We start from the raw sequence: 15,844 nt of genomic DNA on the forward strand, positions 1-15,844 counted from the left end.
AGATAGAAGGAGGTTAGTACAATTTATGAATCTACCGGTTACTTAAAAAATGATTTTACTCAGTTTTTAGCCGTTTTTTCTAAATTCAAAACCATGTCGTAATATTTCTTTAGAAAGTGATAAATGATCCATTCCTGTTTTCTATGCATCTGATTAAACCAGCGGTTTAAAAATAGATGCATCAGGTGGGCAATGGTTTCGATTATATCCTGAGATGAAGTGACCATCTCTTCAATGAAAGTGCAGCGCAAAAAATCAGAAAGGTGATCAAAATGTGCTGTGAACGGCTCGATTCCGTTTGATAGATCCTTTTTTGTGTCCAAAAATGAAAGGATCGCGTTTTTATGCGTCCTGTATTTTTGATCTAAAAGAACAAGATCGTCCACGGATGCATTAAACTCACTGCTAAAATCATCATGCAGTCTTTTGATTAATGAGAATTTTTCAATGTTGGTAAGACCAGCACTATTTAAAAGGCTAACACATCCTCGTAAAGCCAAAAGCCAGCGAAGATCCGGATTGTGGTTTTCAGTTAATAAACGCAGGGATTTGCATGTAAGGTAACTGTCTATATAAAACATCATTTCCATTTTGATGTAAGCCAGCAGCTTGTAACGGTCAATCTCGCGCTTGTACTGATCAACTGTAAATGCGCTGATGAGTCCATTTTCCAGATACGGCTGAACCGTTTTTTGAAAAGTAGTTAATAGACCATTCCATGAGATTTTACTTTCATTCATATGAAAACGGATGCGCAGGTGTGGTTTTGGATCGTAGTAACGTATAAAAAACCATTTTTCAAGTTCACCTCTGCGTTCAAGCGACTCACAGAAAGGTTCTATAATTTTAGAAAGAAGAAAGTCGGAGGCCTGCTCACTGCAATAGAGCTTCACATAAAGCCACTCGCTTCCCAAGTGAAAGACTGCTGGAGTGTATTGTATTTTAACCAGGCTTTTCAGTGCTGGCTTCTCTATGGGGTTCAGAAAGGGGATAATCACTTCACTGGCCAGACTATTTCCCTTCTCAGAAAGAAATCCCATGGCTTCGGTTTCAAGGTATTCTGTTAGTTTCAAAGGGCTGCTTTTTTTTAGGTAGTCTTCCAGTATTTGAAGAGAAAAAAGACTTTGCCCATCGATCAGAAGCTCGTTATCACCCTGCTGGATTTGAAAATACTTGGGTAGTTTTTTCCTGGCCGCGAGCGCTGCCCAGGCACTGAGCTGGTCTTCACTTTTAGCCATAACCGTTTCGAATTCATCCCAATCCAAACGCCAACTGGCTTTTTGGAGGATCAAGTGTTTATAGGTGACTCTGGGTAAAAAAGATTCATTTGAAAAATCACCCCAGTCCCAGCCCATACTGGCACTGTCAGACTGCTGGGCAAGCTCGCATAGAAATCGGTAAAACGGTAAACCGTTTGTATAATAATGAGCGCTGGTCAGTCTTGGGATAATTCTTTTATCAAGGCGCTTGCAGCTCAGAATAATTTGCCTGCCATCAGGCGAGCTTACCAAAAGCTCACTAGTTTGGATCTGGCTAGAACGCGGCAAACTGCTATGTGACAGGTAGGGAATCTCATAGGATAACAGAGACGGCCGGTTGACAACTTTTAAGACCTGTGGGCTCGGGACGTGGCAGATTTCAGCAAAGATCATATCGGGATTCTGAGCCTCCGCAAGCTGCACGACATTTTCAAGCTGCTTTTTGAGATCCGGATCAGACTGGGCAAAGCGGCTCATTAGGTTCAATCCTGATGGGCCTGCTATCGCTTTTAAATCAAAGGAAAATTTGCCTTTGTCAAAATCTGACTGCGTGCCGTTAATAACACCTCCAAACACATAAAAGCTTTCAGGCAGCGGAATATGTTTTTCATTTTCGAATAGTACAATATCCTTAGCCGTTAACTCGTAGGCCATGCTACCGGTTGCATTCGTTTTTTCAAGGATACTTTGTTGAAAATTGGAAAGCGGGGTGTCAACCTGCTTACTGGTTTCTTGGGAAGCGGGCTGGGTTAAGCCGGTCAAAAGTGTCAGACTGCTACTGACAGCGGGTTGGAGTGTTCCGTAGCCAATACCACTTGCGAGATCCAGCACGGGCAAAAGGGGCACGGGTTTGTTTCCAAAATGCGTAAATAACCGGCTGGCAAATTCTGCCAGTTCCGGATTTTTCGTTTGACTTGTAAGAAATGCCAGCTCCTTGATTTCTGATGCCAACATATTCACGATACTGCGGCTTATTTCACAGGCACTGGTGCGGAAAGCTAAGTCAGTTTGAACAAAACTTTTGTCAGGCGCCATTACGCCGGCCGTTTCAAAGTGAGATTTTAGGGACTGCTGGATCGTGAAGGCGCCTGACCCATTTTTAATAAGTGCCTGGATTTTCTGTATCTTTTCAAGATGCTCTTCACATCCGGTCATGTTTTTGAGCTCTTTTTCGATACGCTGTAAATAATTCTCACCGGTAGCGTTCATTTCAAAGCTGCTGACAAAAAACTGGGACTCGATCAAAGAATCTACAAACGTCTTTGCCATCTTCTTTCCGACGTTGTATTGGCGTAGAATTTCATTTAATTCTGTTACTGTCCGCCCGTCTTTTGCATGCTCTAATAACCTTGCCAGATACCGGTTTGACTTAATGGCAGATAAGCCCAGCGTTTTACCATCGGCCTGCCGCTCGATGTAACGGTAAGAATCCATGATTTGGTAATGCGAAGTGTTGGGAAAGAATTTCAATTGGCTGATTATCCCAGGCGATTGAAGGATTTGATTGACCAGCTGCCAACAGATTTCTGCATCTATTTTTGTGTGAAGATGCAAACTGTTTTCGCCATCGAAACGAATCCTTGTATTTTCAGTGATGGCTCCCAAACTGTATCCTGCAAATAATCCGAAAGGGGTACACCGGGTGCTCATACGGATCAGGTATTTGTAAAGGGTATTTAAAAGGTCTTCTTTCCCGTTTTGCAGCTCATCATTTTGCAGCCGCAATACCTGCTGATACAGCACAGGTGAAGCCTGGTGCAGGGCGTGTTGCAGCAAAGGATCTGAATAGATGAGCCTTAAATACGATTCAAAGGCCAACGGGTCATTACCGACTGCTTTTTGAAAGCTAAAAAAGAAATCTGTTGAAAGAAGTGGCCTTCGCAGCATAAAAAAGTTTTGTGGTGTCATAATCAGGTTTGATTGGTGTCATGGATCCAATCAAATTCGTCATGTGCCAGATGCGTCTCAATTATTTGGGAAAAAAGGGCCAAATCCCGGTACGAAAGTGCCTGCGTGTATTTCGTCCCAGGCAATTTGGTACAAAAAGAAAATTGGGTAAAGCTTGCTGAAATGTAATTCTGAAGAGTCCTGACTTAATTAGGCCACAAAGGTAGGCTCACTCAGCGCTGGAACGTCCATGAAATTCCGGCATAAACACTGGGCTCCCACGCAGGCATTCCATGCCGGAGCTTTCCTTTATTCCGTTGCTTCATGGGCGTTAGCGTCCTTCGCCAATCAGGGCACCATAATCAATTCATAAACCTTAAATTCAAATGTTATGGAAAATGGTGCTAACGTTTCAACAATTTATCAGTTTGCAGAGATTGAACTGGTTTACAAAAATCATGTTAAATCAAGCGAGCGTTTTAAAATCGCACGATCGCATGATGCCTACTCGGTTTTAAAACAATCCTGGGATGAAAATAAAATCGGGTTTGTCGAGCAGTTTAAAATTATTCTCATAGACCGGGCTAATAAGGTACTTGGCTTCTATGAAGTTTGCCAGGGTGGAACCTGCGGCGTTGTAGTAGACTTAAAGCTGATTTTTGCAGCGGCTTTAAAAGCAAGTGCACACGGGATAATCCTGGCACATAACCATCCTTCCGGAAACCTGACAGCCAGTGAAGCAGATAGACAAGTTACCGCAAGAATAAAAAAGGCGGGACAGCTGCTGGATATTTTGGTAATGGACCATATCATCATAACCAGTGAAGGATATTATTCCTTTGTTGATCAGGGTGAAATGCCCTAAAAAATAAGCGGAAAACCGTAGGTCAGAAACCTACGGTTTTCCGCTTTAATAACATGACAATCTGCACAATTTACGGAGCCGTCACCAGGGCTTTCAGTTTTTGACTCAGCAGATCTAGTCCCGACTTTTCAAGGCAGTCTTTTGAGATTCCAAAAAGAAGCTCGCTGAACTGCTTTGAAATGTTTTCAGGCAAACTTGGAAGTCCGGCTTTCCCTGTCTCATCTGAACCCTTCTCAATCGCGTGGCAGAGAATGAGAACGGCTTTACGCGAAATCTTCAAATCGATCTTTACGATCTCATCCATGCCAGGGCTGCAAAGCAGCGTATCATAGACCCTGGCTATTTCAATTTTCGAATCCATATAAAAGGCGTTTATGTGAGCAATATTACCGGCCGTAAAATTAGGTCAGACCGCCTAATTGGACCTAAGCAATAAACGGTTAGCATACCTTAAAACAGCTCGCTGTTTTTAAATTGCCAGTGTGGAAGAAAGGACGTGCAGCACTCTTCCTTGACGGACTACATCCTAATAATTGATACTGAAAGTGCCTGCCAAACTTAAAAAAATACAGGAGCGAAATGAAGCGGTTTAACACAAATATTCAAAGGCGCAAAGAAATTGAAATCATGGATTTCAAAGAATTTAAAGAAAGTCTAAAACAAGAAGAGTTTTTGAAAAAATCTGGGGTAATGCCTGCTTTGCCGCAAACTGCCAGATGTCAGAATGTTTAACACATTCTTCCGGACTGGTAACCCATTCCGGATCTGGCCGCGCCGCGTAGGCCCACCCATTCACTCCGAAGTCGTGGGTGGGGGAGTCTAAAAAGTAACAGTGTTTGAGATAGGGAAAGGAAAGAGAAGATGGGAAATCAGAAATCAAACAAAACAAGAATTGTCGCGCTAAGACTTAGTGCCCAGGAGTTTACGCTGCTAGATCGGAAATTCAAAGGCAGCACCTGCCATAAGCTCAGTGAATATATCCGCAAAGTAATACTTGAAAAACCGGTCGTGGTTAACTACCGGAACGGTTCACTTGATGACTCAGTCAAGGAGCTGATAAGGCTCCGAAATGAGCTTAATAATATCGGCAATAATTTTAATCAGGCTGTCAAAAAGCTACACACATTGGATCAGATTTCTGAGTTTAAATCCTGGATTATTACCTATGAGCTCGATAAAAGAAGGCTGCTTTTGCAGATCGATGAGATCAAAAAACAGATCAATAAAACAGCAGACCAATGGTTGCAATCATAAAGACCGGATACTCGATCCAACGCAGTTTTTATTACAACGAAAATAAGATTGCTCAGGGAGATGCGCAGTGTATCATGGCCGCAAATTATCCCAAGGATCTTACAGATCTTAATCAGATGCAGCGGCTAAATATGCTTCTGAAAACGGCGGCGCTCAATGAGAACGTGAAAAGAAACAGCGTTCATATTTCACTGAATTTTGATCCTTCGGAAAAGTTAAACAAGGATCAGTTGACACAGATTGCAGGCGTCTACATGGATAAGATAGGCTTTAAAGATCAGCCCTATTTGGTCTATGAACATTACGATGCGGGGCATCCACATATCCATATCGTGTCGGTAAAAGTCCGGCCCGATGGCAGCCGGATCGAGACCAATAACATCGGAAGGAATGAGTCTGAAAAAGCAAGAAAACAAATTGAAATCGACTTTGGTCTTGTGAAAGCAGAAGTTCACAAACGGCAATTTTTTGAGCTCAAACCAGTGAATGTGAGCAAGGCACAGTACGGGAAATCGCAGACCAAGCAGGCGATCAGTAACGTCTTAAATACGGTTTTGAATTCCTATAAATACACCTCGACCGCTGAGCTGAATGCGGTGCTTAGACAGTACAATGTGCTGGCTGATACCGGAAGTAAAGACTCCCGCATCAATAAAAACAGCGGACTTGTCTACCGGATTTTAGATGAGAGAGGCAGACCGGTAGGCGTGCCGATCAAAGCGAGTGACTTTCATTTTAATCCGGGGCTCAAATATCTCAGTGAGCGTTTCGCTCTAAATGAAACTGCGAGGCAGCCGCATAAAGCCAGGGTGAAAAATGCCATTGATTTAGCGCTGATGGGGACTTCAAAGCCGGATGTAAAAGGGCTCGCTTCGGCCCTTGACAAGCAGGGGATCAAAATGGTTTTAAGACAGAATGAATCCGGAATCATTTACGGGATTACCTATGTGGATTACAGGACCAAATCGGTTTTCAATGGTAGCAGCCTTGGAAAACAGTACAGTGCAAATGCAGTTCAAGAGCGGTGTAGACCGGTGGTATTAACCCAAGCTCCTCACCAGGAAAAAGCTCAGCAGCAAGCTAATCGTAAGGCTGATCACGAATCAGAATTTTTCAAAAGGAAAGATCAGGTAGCATCTTTTGAGCCTGATTCCGGCGGTAGCAACGGGCAAAATGAAATGCTGGATTCACTGCTTGACCCTGTAAAAGATGGTAGCGCGTTGCCATTCGCGCGTCGGAGAAAAAAGAAAAGAAAGCAGAAAAATATCAGTAATCACCTTTAAACAATCTTATCATGGCTTCACAAACAGGCGAAAATCAGCAGGCACTGCACAGGATTACCGACATGACCAGGCTTATCAGTATTCTGATTCTAGCCCTTCATTTTTATTATTTTTTCTATGGCGTTTTCGCGCACTGGAAACTGGTTTCAGTTTTCAGCGATCGGATACTTTCCAATATTTACAGGACCGGGCTTTTCAACGGATTTAACAGGACTAAACTGATTGCGCTGGGCTTCCTTTTGATTTCGCTAATGGGAGCGAAGGGGAAAAAGGAGGAAAAGCTTAGCGTCAAAAAGGGATTCATCGTTATTGGTATCGGAACGTTTCTATACTTTATAAGCCAGGTTTTTGTAGGTAGAAACAGCGACTTGGTTATGATCTCATTGTCTTATATGCTGATCACCGTCAGCGGATTTTGCCTGGTTTTGACAGGCGGAACGCTGCTGTCGCGTGTGATCCATTTAAAGATGAACAGCAAAGATATATTTAATAAGGAGAATGAAACCTTTCCGCAGGAGCAGCGGCTTTTAGAGAATGAATTTTCTATTAATCTTCCTGCCCGCTACCATTTAAAAGACAAGGTCCACCGTAGTTGGATCAACATAATCAATCCGTTTCGGGGTCTTTTGGTTCTGGGATCACCGGGGGCGGGCAAGAGTTATTTCGTAATCCGTCATGTGATTACCCAGCACATAAAAAAAGGTTTTTCTATGTTTGTGTATGATTTCAAGTTCGATGATCTCTCTGTTATTACCTACAACACCTGGCTAAACAATCAGGATGCGTACCAGATTGTACCCAGGTTTTACGTGATCAATTTTGATGATCTTACCCATACACACCGCTGCAATCCGCTGGACCCAGAGAGCCTTCTGGATATAACGGACGCAGCTGAATCAGCCAGAACGATTCTTATGGGACTTAACAGGGAGTGGATCAAGAGGCAGGGAGATTTTTTCGTAGAATCACCCATCAACTTTCTTACAGCGATCATCTGGTTTTTACGCCGGTATCAGGACGGGGAGTACTGCACACTTCCGCACGTGATTGAACTGATGCAGGTTCCGTATGACAAACTTTTTACCATTCTTCGGGCGGAAAAAGAGATTGAGGTATTAATCAATCCTTTCGTATCTGCTTATCTTAACGATGCGATGCAACAGCTGGAAGGACAGATAGCATCAGCACAAATTTCTATGGCCAGACTATCATCGCCACAACTTTATTACGTTCTCTCAGGTAGTGATTTTACGCTCGATATCAATAATCCGGACGAGCCCAAGATTATCTGTATGGGAAATAATCCGCAGAAAATTTCAGTTTATGGTGCTGTACTTTCCTTGTATGTAACGCGATTGATTAAGCTTGTCAACAAGAAAGGTAAGCTAAAAAGTAGTTTGATTTTTGATGAGTTTCCAACCATTTATCTTAATAACATGGATAGTTTGATCGCTACTGCCAGATCAAACAAAGTGTCAACCACCCTCGGTGTTCAGGACTTCAGTCAACTTAGAAAGGATTACGGAAAAGAGCAGGCGGATGTGATCATGAACATTACCGGAAATATTATTAGCGGCCAGGTGACGGGCGATACGGCAAAGCAACTTTCTGAGCGTTTTGGAAAAATTATGCAAGACCGTACAAGCTTTTCCATCAACCGAATGGACACTTCCGTAAGTAAATCCAAGCAGCTGGATTCGGCCATTCCTCCTTCCAAGATTTCTGCGCTTTCCTCTGGAGAATTTGTCGGATTGGTCGCAGATAATCCGGAGCAGAAAATTGATTTGAAAGCGTTTCATTGTGAGATTCTTAATAATCACCAGGCGCTGAAAGGGGAGCAGGATAGTTACCAAGCTATTCCTGAAATAAGAAAACTGGATCAGGCGATGGTAATTCGGAATTACATGCAGGTGAAACAGGATGTTCTTGACATTGTCGAATTTGAAATGGAGAAGATTGTGGATGATCCGGCTTTGCAGCATCTAATTATCAAGAAAGGGTAATTTGGATGGCTAGGATTCATTCAGTTTTAATGTATCAGCAACTTGATTAATTAAATTATCAGATTGGTTTCTAAGGTGATCAGACATAATGGTTTTAAAACCTTGCTGCTGCAGAAGTATATCCTGGAATTTCTGGGGCGATCTTTTTCTCCGTTTCGCTTTGCGTTCATTATAAAGGTCGATGACATGCTGGAAATTTTTTTTGCTAGATATCCGGTTTAGTTGAAGGCTAATTAGATCATTGATATGGATAATGACAGCAGGATTAATTTTATGTTTACCGAAATCTTGGTTCAAAAGCTGCCTTTGAAATTCATCATTTACTATTTTTTCAACACCGTCAACATTGAAAAAATCATCTGTGCAAACCAGAATCGGATAGATGTTCAGGCGGCTAAACTTTTTGCTGAGAAAATTATCAAATGGAAATGGTTTGGCTACCAAATTTTTAATCACGTTGCAAAGTTGGGTGACTCCTTTTGGTTTACCCTTTTCATTACGTACTAGCTTCTTAAATATTTCCTGTTCAATTGTTTTGTAGTTCATTGATTGTTTTACCGCAGAGCTTATCAACACATTCTTAAATTCGAAGAGAAAAATGGACTTGCCTTCGCGAACGTAATAATCTGTATACTCCAGGGTATTATATTGGTCACCAGTTACTTTGACAATGTGCCGGTCCTGACGGAAACATCGAGCCACATGGGTGTAGAAAATTTTACTTTCAGCAAAACTGCTTCCCAATTGCCGTAGGAAGGAAGCAAAACTGCCAACTTTGTCGCAAACTGAGGTTTGTTTGTAAAAATCGAAGATTGCCCCCTGGTACAACTTATCCACAAAGAAATTATGATGTAAAATGTAATAAGTGCCTTCACCTAAATTGACCAGGGGAAAAGTCCTAAAGGTTTTAAAATCTTGATCCGGCATTTTTGGATGATTCGGATTCATTGGATCTGCTGCCAACGTAGGTAATGTGAAAGAGTCAAACAGGGAAGCCAAAAACTGATTATCGGGCGTCAAGGTGAAGGAAAAGTCTTGGCCAATGTCTTTGATGTAGACTTCTGCTAATGCTCTGAGGTATTGATGGTGAGATTGCAGTTTTTTGTTGGCCAAAAACTCCTTTAAAAATGGCTCATAAGTGAGATTTTCTGATAAGTAATCAAAGAACGATCCGGAAAACAAAATTTGAGTAAAGATATCTTTCCTCTCCACGAATTCGTGCTGACTTGCCTGGCTAATTAAAATGGTCTCAAACAAATTGTGAGCTGTTGGTCTAGCACTTTTCTGAATTTGGTCACCTAATTCTGAATTGCTGATTAGCCACGCATGAACAAAAATCATTTCTTCCTCAGTTGTCGCTTCAAGGCAAGGCTCTATACTGTTATATGAAATCATAATGCGATCCATAAGCCGGAGAAGTGCAATAGAGTTAAAAAGACAGATTCGTGATCCGCGAGCTTCGTTTCTCTCTTTGAATTTTAAGTAATTTGACCAAATATTTTGGCGCGTGCCGATATCAAAAACTCCTATCCATCTAAAAAATATTGTTTCCTGTTCTTTGATATCTAGCTGGGTGATGTGGATCCGGGAATTTAGAAATGCCGCAATCTTTAAAAGTGTAGAAGACGAAGTAGTCAGAAGAATTTCTTCCAGGGAAGGCTGCTCTATGCCAGGAAATATTTCCTTAAAGGTTGGGAATACTGCAAAACTCATGCTTGGAAAGAATTAGAATTTCGTTTTTTGATATTGTCCGAGAAAAAAAGTGGCAAATAGGAAAACCGCGAGGAAATTGGTGTTATTTAATTAGGATCATAGCGTCCGGAAATTTTTTCCTTATAAGAGCCAAACAAATTATTTAAATCAGATATGCTAGAAAAGAGTCCGCTCATGATAAGTTGTGATTCGTCTCCCAGAAGAAGTTGATCACTTACATATTTATATGCCGATTCCTCGCGATCATAAGAATAACTTCCTTGAGGAAATCCGATAGTGCTGTTACTATCGTTTTGATGATGTTTAAGAGATATCAACAATTCATAAATCTGAAATTGATACTTGTAATCTTCATCACCCGGAATGAGATTTTGAAAATAGGGGCGCAGTATTTCTGAGATCAGCATACTTTGTGGCATTTTGTAATTGTTGCCGTATGCTTTTTTCAAGGATTCACTATTTAAAACCCACCACTGATTTGTTACGTCGGTAAGGCTGTAAAAGTTATTTTGATGATATTTTACTCTAAGGTTACATAGTTCTTTGAGTAAATTAAAATTGTTACTCGCTAAACAGCTGATTCCGCACGCATATCTTAACAACAACGCCGGAACCCGGCTTGTTTCTGCGGAAAGTTGGCTGGATGCGTTACCGGCAAATATTCTTCGAATGATATTTAAGATAATTGGGTATTGGTAGGCCTTCGACCAAAAGGCACTGTTAGTCATAGCGGTCAGTATCAAATCCATATCGAGTTGATACTGCGCAACCACATCATTGATCTTTCCTGGTTTGATTCGATGTATTCTGGAATAACAGTCTTCTGTGATATCATGCAAAAGGTCTGATAATGAGATCAAGTGCTCTTCTTTTACTATAAATTTTTTGATTTTGGAAAGAACAATCGCTGGTGTAGCGGGATGCATCGTATCGTTCCGTTCAAGCGCCTCAACATTTTCATACAGGTCAGAAAAAAAAGAATCCGCGTCACGAATCTGTATTAATTGTCCCTGCCGAGTACCTGCAATATCCTGCAAACCTGGGTCTGCTGTATAAAGGTGTGTAAAATAATTAGAGTATCTAAACTTATTTGCAGATTTGAGTATATCAAGCAAAGCAAGATCCCAGGTGGCAGACCAGCCACAGGTAACCAATCCGAAATTTTCAAAAATAAAGCGAAGTTGTTCCGCCAGTCTCGGATCGTAGGCCGTAAGTTCCTCTTTAACATTAAGAAACTTGGTGTCCAGATAGTCGCCATTTATTTTAAAGATTGTTACCTTGCTATGAATCAGCGGTATGACATTATCAATCTGATTCGGGTTCGAAATTACAGAGGGCGCCACGCCCAGATCTATTAAAGCCGTTTCGATAAGCCTGTCGAAATTTGTTGTGATGATCACTCTAATATAACCCTGAGCAACTAGCTGGGCAATTTGTCGATGAGCTTTTGTTGGCCTCTTTTCTCCGTTTTCAAACTCTCCCCTCGTTGGTTCAATAAATGGACGCAATAAATTCAAGCGTTCTTCGGGGCTTATGGTGAGCTTGGCAAGAATATCAGAATAATCAGGTTCTGCACCAAAATAATTTCTGTACCACTGGTCTGCTGTTGGCAACGGGCTTTCATTGTTATTTCTGGCAATTTGCTCAATAAGTTTTAAAGCGATAGCCCATCCTGTCGGAATTCCAGCAGCGCTTGAAATTCCAGAACCCAGGAGCAAAGCAAATGCCCCTTTGTTAGTGAAAACTGAATAGGATGCGGTCGTAATTTGGTTATTTATCATAGTTCAAGTTCAGCGTCAGTAGGTATTTGCACTAGGGTGTTTGGGTTAAACCTTTACTCTGGAAGACCATTGCCAGAACATGAAAAAGGCCTGTTAATTGGTTAATATTGAACGTTATGGCAATAAAGTTATGATTAAGTCAATCTGTAACCAATAAGTCGTAAACCGAAGATGGATTTACTTAAAATCGACAGGGTTTTTGTAAAAATCGATGACCTTTTTAGCAACGGCCACCGGCAGCTGTTGAAGGTATAGAGGTTCAGAGAGAATCAACTTGCCGAATCCCAGGTTTTCATAATGACTAATATCTGGCATGTCAAGAAAAACCTTGCTGTACTTTAAAAAGTATGCTTTATTAATCTCCATGAGTTTGTTCAATAACAAATAGAGATGTTCCATTCCTTTATGCAATACCGGAATTACGTCGATTTGATTTGGGAGCTGTTCAAAATCTTTTCTAAAAACTTCTTTTTCCCTAAAATCTTTAAAGTCTCGCATGTGATCCTTTGAGAATAAGGCACTTGTGACGCCATTCATTGTAAAAATGCCAGAAATTATACTATCGTAATGTGCGCCAAAATTTCTGAGGCCGGTTAATAGTCTATATTCGAAATTTTCGTCATACAACGCCTTAGTAAATTTCTTTATTTCTAAGAACTCCATCGACTTTTCTCCACCGTAGCCATTACTTACCTGTTTATACATTAACTCAATAAAACTCCGCCAGGAGTTTATAAAGTTAGTACATAAACGATTTGCATTTACCAGCGATACTGATATGTCGTTTAACAAAAGATTTGACTTTGGATTTATATTGTGGCTATATCTATGATCGGCTACTTTGGCAAATTCCCACAAATTAAGTTCCACTTCATATAACCTGCTGAAATAATTTTGAAAAATGTAAAGAACCCTATTTGCCTCTATTATCTGTTTAGATTCGTTTGATGTTAGATTTCTAACATAATTTGGTACATCGTTCTGGCTAAAAAATAAAGCATAGGTCTCATTTTCGTTAAATCGTATAATAGTATTGACTTCGGGAATCATTTTGAAGCAGTCTTGTAGGTTAAAATATTATTTGACGTTCGAACTTTCTGCAGCCTCGCGTAGGATTTTGGCGGCTTCTTCATTACCCGCCTGATGGTATACAAAGGCGCCGATCCTATAATACTTCGGTAATTCATGATCTGGATTGTAATTCAAACTAAGTCGATCATGAATGGCATTTTCAAAAAGTAGTACAGCAGTTTTGTGAGTTTCCGCTTTATCCTCTTGTGATTTATCAGAATTAACTGTAGTCACTGTATAAATTAAACTTGCATTTAAACGATACTGGGCTAAAAGAGCTTTTGATTTTGCAGTGCTTTGGGAATCATTATGGATAAATATCGCCGCATGGATGCAATCAACGGCGCCTGAATAATCACCTAACTCAAGATAGATCATTGCGGTTTGATTTGCAAACATGGCCATTAAGTAACCATGTCTATCAAAGTCGTTTGATTTTATTATTGAAATCGCCTTTTGGCAGCAATCCAACGATTCTTTCCACTTACGTGATTTCCAATAAATGTCCATCAGAGCGATGTAACTTTGAACAATTAAAATGTTGTTAAGGTCCCTACTTTTATCAATGGATTTGTTAAAATATAATACGGCATCTTCAACATTGGCTTCTTCAAAAAACATAATGGCAATGGAATGGTATATTGTCGAAAGCAAAATTGGATCATGATTATATGTTTCTTCCAATCGCTCAAAGTCGTTTCTTAGCTTTTTACCAATCGCGATCTTTTTTTCTTCTTGGCCCAAATATCGATACATGACAAATAGATTATTCATCATAACAAGAATCGGTTGAGTCATAAATCTAGTTCTTTCACCAGTGAGTTTTTGCAAAGCGGACTCTGCATACAATTGAAGACGATAGCCGCTTGAGGACATTTTTAGATTGGTTTCGTTCATTTGATAAACTAACCCACCTAAAAAGAAAGAAAAATGCGTAATTACAGTGTCGTCCATTCTATAAACATCCTGGATAACCGGATGAATTAGAACCAAGTCGTCTGTTCTCTCGACCAATCCCACCTGATCGAGCTCGTTGAAAGCATTGACTAGTGCTGCATGCTCAGAGGAGTCAATATTAAAAGCCTCCAATACTTCTTCTATGGGAAGAGAGCCCAAAGGACAAAATGCCAGAATACAAAGTGCAGTATGTTGCCAAGGCGAAAGCCTGGACATATCAAATACCTTAGCTATTTGGTTATATAATATATCCCGATTTGATTCAATCTCATTATCGTGCACAAAAGAAATAGGAAGTATAGACGAGGAAATGTTCATGTCCGTTAATGCCTTGCACATTTTATAGACCGTCAATCCAGGGGAATTTTGGATTGTTTTCGCGCAAAGGACTACTAACAAAACGTTATAATTAACCAAGCCAATCAATTCGTCTAATTCATTTTGAGCTTCTATTCCTTTTTTGCAAAAGCGGATAAATACGTTCCTTAAAGCCTCTAAGGTTAAATTAATTAACTGATATTGATGAAATTCATTCCACCGTTCTCTGGTAGTGAAGATTATTTTTGTTCTACTGCTAGCTAATAGTCTACCCAATTCACGATTTAAATTTAAATCATCCTGGTGCGAGAGATTGTCAATGTAAATTATTTTCGATCCTTTTAATGAATTGAATTTCATCAAAACAGTTTCATACTTTACGTCTACCGATGTGTTCTCAGGGAAGGCCAGTCCTAAGCTAACATGGAGTGCTGTGTTGAATGCCCATTCTCTTTTGAAATCCAATTGATAATTTATCCAAACGCTATGTTCAAAATTTGGTAGTTGTTTTTGATACAGTTGATATAAGAGCGTCGTTTTTCCGGTTCCTCCGACAGCTTTAATCGAAACTACATCGTGTAATGTCAATAAACTGGCAATTTTTTCTACATCATCTTTTCGGTCTTCAATTTTTGAAAGATCCTTTTTAGGAATTATGGTAAGCTCTCTTGGGATAATCTCAGTTTGTAAATGGGGATAGTATTTTGAGCGAAGCTTGGGATATGCTGTCAAATCCTTTTCAATGTCTTCCCAAGCTAAAAACTGAATTTTCTTTTGTTCCCTTAGAGATAGACTAATGGCTTTATCTTGAACTTCTGAATATTTAGGCGTTGTTGAAGCTACGATAAAAGTATCGACCGGGTAGGGGAAACTTTTAAGAAGTTCAATCGATTGGTCAAAGTCGGCTACTAACTCCTTGGTCAATACCAACTTATTTCGACTTAACTTCTTCTTTTTTGCCTGCACTGCAATTCTTAACTCAGGAGAATACACATCAATTCCGAATTGCGCTAAACCCTTTGATCGATATTCTTCAAAAGAATTTGTTGCGAATTTTGCGTTGAATAGGTCATTTATAAATTCCTGGAATCCATACTCATCGTCCAGTGGCTCAAACTGAAATTTCATAGCATTTATATTCGGGCGTTAGAATGGTTTAAGCATACACAGAAACCATGTTTTAAAATATTAACTAGTTAACACTTGAATTAAGGAGCGTTTTTTTGAGTGAGTTTTTAGTGATAATTTTAACCAGATCAAAATATAATATTACTGCTTCTTTGGAGGGTTATGTTATATTTTCTTGATTTATTGAGTTAACTAACCTTAAAGACTTTTCCATAAACCAAATGGACACTTCCTGGAGGCTTATCGAAAAATAGGACAGGTAAAAATCAGACCAATTTTTTAATTCCATTGCAGGCAAACGCGAATTAAATTGTGAAATGCCGGA

11 protein-coding genes are annotated in these 15,844 nt (G+C 40.1%); 5 read left to right on the forward strand and 6 right to left on the reverse strand.

Annotated features, from left to right (window positions below):
- Window positions 1-59 precede the first annotated feature (59 nt).
- Window positions 60-3,167, reverse strand: coding sequence for a lantibiotic dehydratase (locus tag E0F88_RS16405; protein WP_131959351.1), 3,108 nt, complete (start codon window positions 3,165-3,167; stop codon window positions 60-62).
- 370 nt (window positions 3,168-3,537) lie between these two features.
- Between E0F88_RS16405 and E0F88_RS16410 the strand changes: the two genes are divergently transcribed.
- The gene (locus E0F88_RS16410; protein ID WP_131959352.1) at window positions 3,538-4,011 is read left to right on the forward strand and encodes a JAB domain-containing protein; all 474 of its coding nucleotides are present in this window, start codon (window positions 3,538-3,540) and stop codon (window positions 4,009-4,011) included.
- 70 nt (window positions 4,012-4,081) lie between these two features.
- On the opposite strand, the gene E0F88_RS16415 is transcribed toward E0F88_RS16410, so the two are convergent.
- Window positions 4,082-4,372: a hypothetical protein gene (locus E0F88_RS16415; RefSeq protein WP_131959353.1), complete on the reverse strand. Its 291-nt coding sequence runs from the start codon at window positions 4,370-4,372 to the stop codon at window positions 4,082-4,084.
- 218 nt (window positions 4,373-4,590) lie between these two features.
- On the opposite strand from E0F88_RS16415, the gene E0F88_RS33720 reads away from it, so the two are divergent.
- The 4 genes from E0F88_RS33720 (at window position 4,591) to mobC (ending at window position 8,551) form a co-directional block, all read left to right on the forward strand.
- Window positions 4,591-4,743, forward strand: coding sequence for a hypothetical protein (locus tag E0F88_RS33720; protein ID WP_165940089.1), 153 nt, complete (start codon window positions 4,591-4,593; stop codon window positions 4,741-4,743).
- A 129-nt stretch (window positions 4,744-4,872) separates the two neighbouring features.
- Window positions 4,873-5,265, forward strand: a complete 393-nt coding sequence (locus E0F88_RS16420; protein ID WP_131959354.1) for a plasmid mobilization protein — start codon at window positions 4,873-4,875, stop codon at window positions 5,263-5,265.
- Entirely contained in the window at window positions 5,250-6,548 is a 1,299-nt protein-coding gene (locus E0F88_RS16425; protein ID WP_131959355.1) for a relaxase/mobilization nuclease domain-containing protein, read from the forward strand. Before E0F88_RS16420 ends, E0F88_RS16425 begins: the two co-directional genes overlap by 16 nt.
- 11 nt (window positions 6,549-6,559) lie before the next feature.
- Window positions 6,560-8,551: a conjugal transfer protein MobC gene (mobC, locus tag E0F88_RS16430; RefSeq protein WP_131959356.1), complete on the forward strand. Its 1,992-nt coding sequence runs from the start codon at window positions 6,560-6,562 to the stop codon at window positions 8,549-8,551.
- 9 nt (window positions 8,552-8,560) lie between these two features.
- On the opposite strand, the gene E0F88_RS16435 is transcribed toward mobC, so the two are convergent.
- The 4 genes from E0F88_RS16435 to E0F88_RS16450 all read right to left on the reverse strand — a co-directional run bounded on the left by E0F88_RS16435 (window position 8,561) and on the right by E0F88_RS16450 (window position 15,519).
- On the reverse strand, window positions 8,561-10,264 hold the full coding sequence (locus E0F88_RS16435) for a hypothetical protein (RefSeq protein WP_131959357.1): 1,704 nt from the start codon (window positions 10,262-10,264) through the stop codon (window positions 8,561-8,563).
- An 86-nt stretch (window positions 10,265-10,350) separates the two neighbouring features.
- Entirely contained in the window at window positions 10,351-12,045 is a 1,695-nt protein-coding gene (locus E0F88_RS16440; RefSeq protein WP_131959358.1) for an SIR2 family protein, read from the reverse strand.
- 177 nt (window positions 12,046-12,222) lie between these two features.
- Window positions 12,223-13,095 (reverse strand): hypothetical protein, encoded by an 873-nt coding sequence (locus E0F88_RS16445; protein ID WP_131959359.1) that lies wholly within the window; start codon window positions 13,093-13,095, stop codon window positions 12,223-12,225.
- Window positions 13,096-13,122: 27 nt separating this feature from the next.
- The gene (locus E0F88_RS16450; RefSeq protein ID WP_131959360.1) at window positions 13,123-15,519 is read right to left on the reverse strand and encodes a tetratricopeptide repeat protein; all 2,397 of its coding nucleotides are present in this window, start codon (window positions 15,517-15,519) and stop codon (window positions 13,123-13,125) included.
- Window positions 15,520-15,844 lie beyond the last annotated feature (325 nt).

It is taken from the genome of Dyadobacter psychrotolerans (genome assembly GCF_004349265.1).
Lineage (GTDB): Bacteria > Bacteroidota > Bacteroidia > Cytophagales > Spirosomataceae > Dyadobacter > Dyadobacter psychrotolerans.

Coding starts and splice junctions, on each gene's coding strand:
- E0F88_RS33720 (WP_165940089.1), top strand. CDS start 4,591: ATGAAGCGGTTTAACACAAATATTCAAAGGCGCAAAGAAATTGAAATC.
- mobC (WP_131959356.1), top strand. CDS start 6,560: ATGGCTTCACAAACAGGCGAAAATCAGCAGGCACTGCACAGGATTACC.
- E0F88_RS16435 (WP_131959357.1), bottom strand. CDS start 10,264: ATGAGTTTTGCAGTATTCCCAACCTTTAAGGAAATATTTCCTGGCATA.
- E0F88_RS16420 (WP_131959354.1), top strand. CDS start 4,873: ATGGGAAATCAGAAATCAAACAAAACAAGAATTGTCGCGCTAAGACTT.
- E0F88_RS16415 (WP_131959353.1), bottom strand. CDS start 4,372: ATGGATTCGAAAATTGAAATAGCCAGGGTCTATGATACGCTGCTTTGC.
- E0F88_RS16410 (WP_131959352.1), top strand. CDS start 3,538: ATGGAAAATGGTGCTAACGTTTCAACAATTTATCAGTTTGCAGAGATT.
- E0F88_RS16445 (WP_131959359.1), bottom strand. CDS start 13,095: ATGATTCCCGAAGTCAATACTATTATACGATTTAACGAAAATGAGACC.
- E0F88_RS16425 (WP_131959355.1), top strand. CDS start 5,250: ATGGTTGCAATCATAAAGACCGGATACTCGATCCAACGCAGTTTTTAT.
- E0F88_RS16450 (WP_131959360.1), bottom strand. CDS start 15,519: ATGAAATTTCAGTTTGAGCCACTGGACGATGAGTATGGATTCCAGGAA.
- E0F88_RS16440 (WP_131959358.1), bottom strand. CDS start 12,045: ATGATAAATAACCAAATTACGACCGCATCCTATTCAGTTTTCACTAAC.
- E0F88_RS16405 (WP_131959351.1), bottom strand. CDS start 3,167: ATGACACCACAAAACTTTTTTATGCTGCGAAGGCCACTTCTTTCAACA.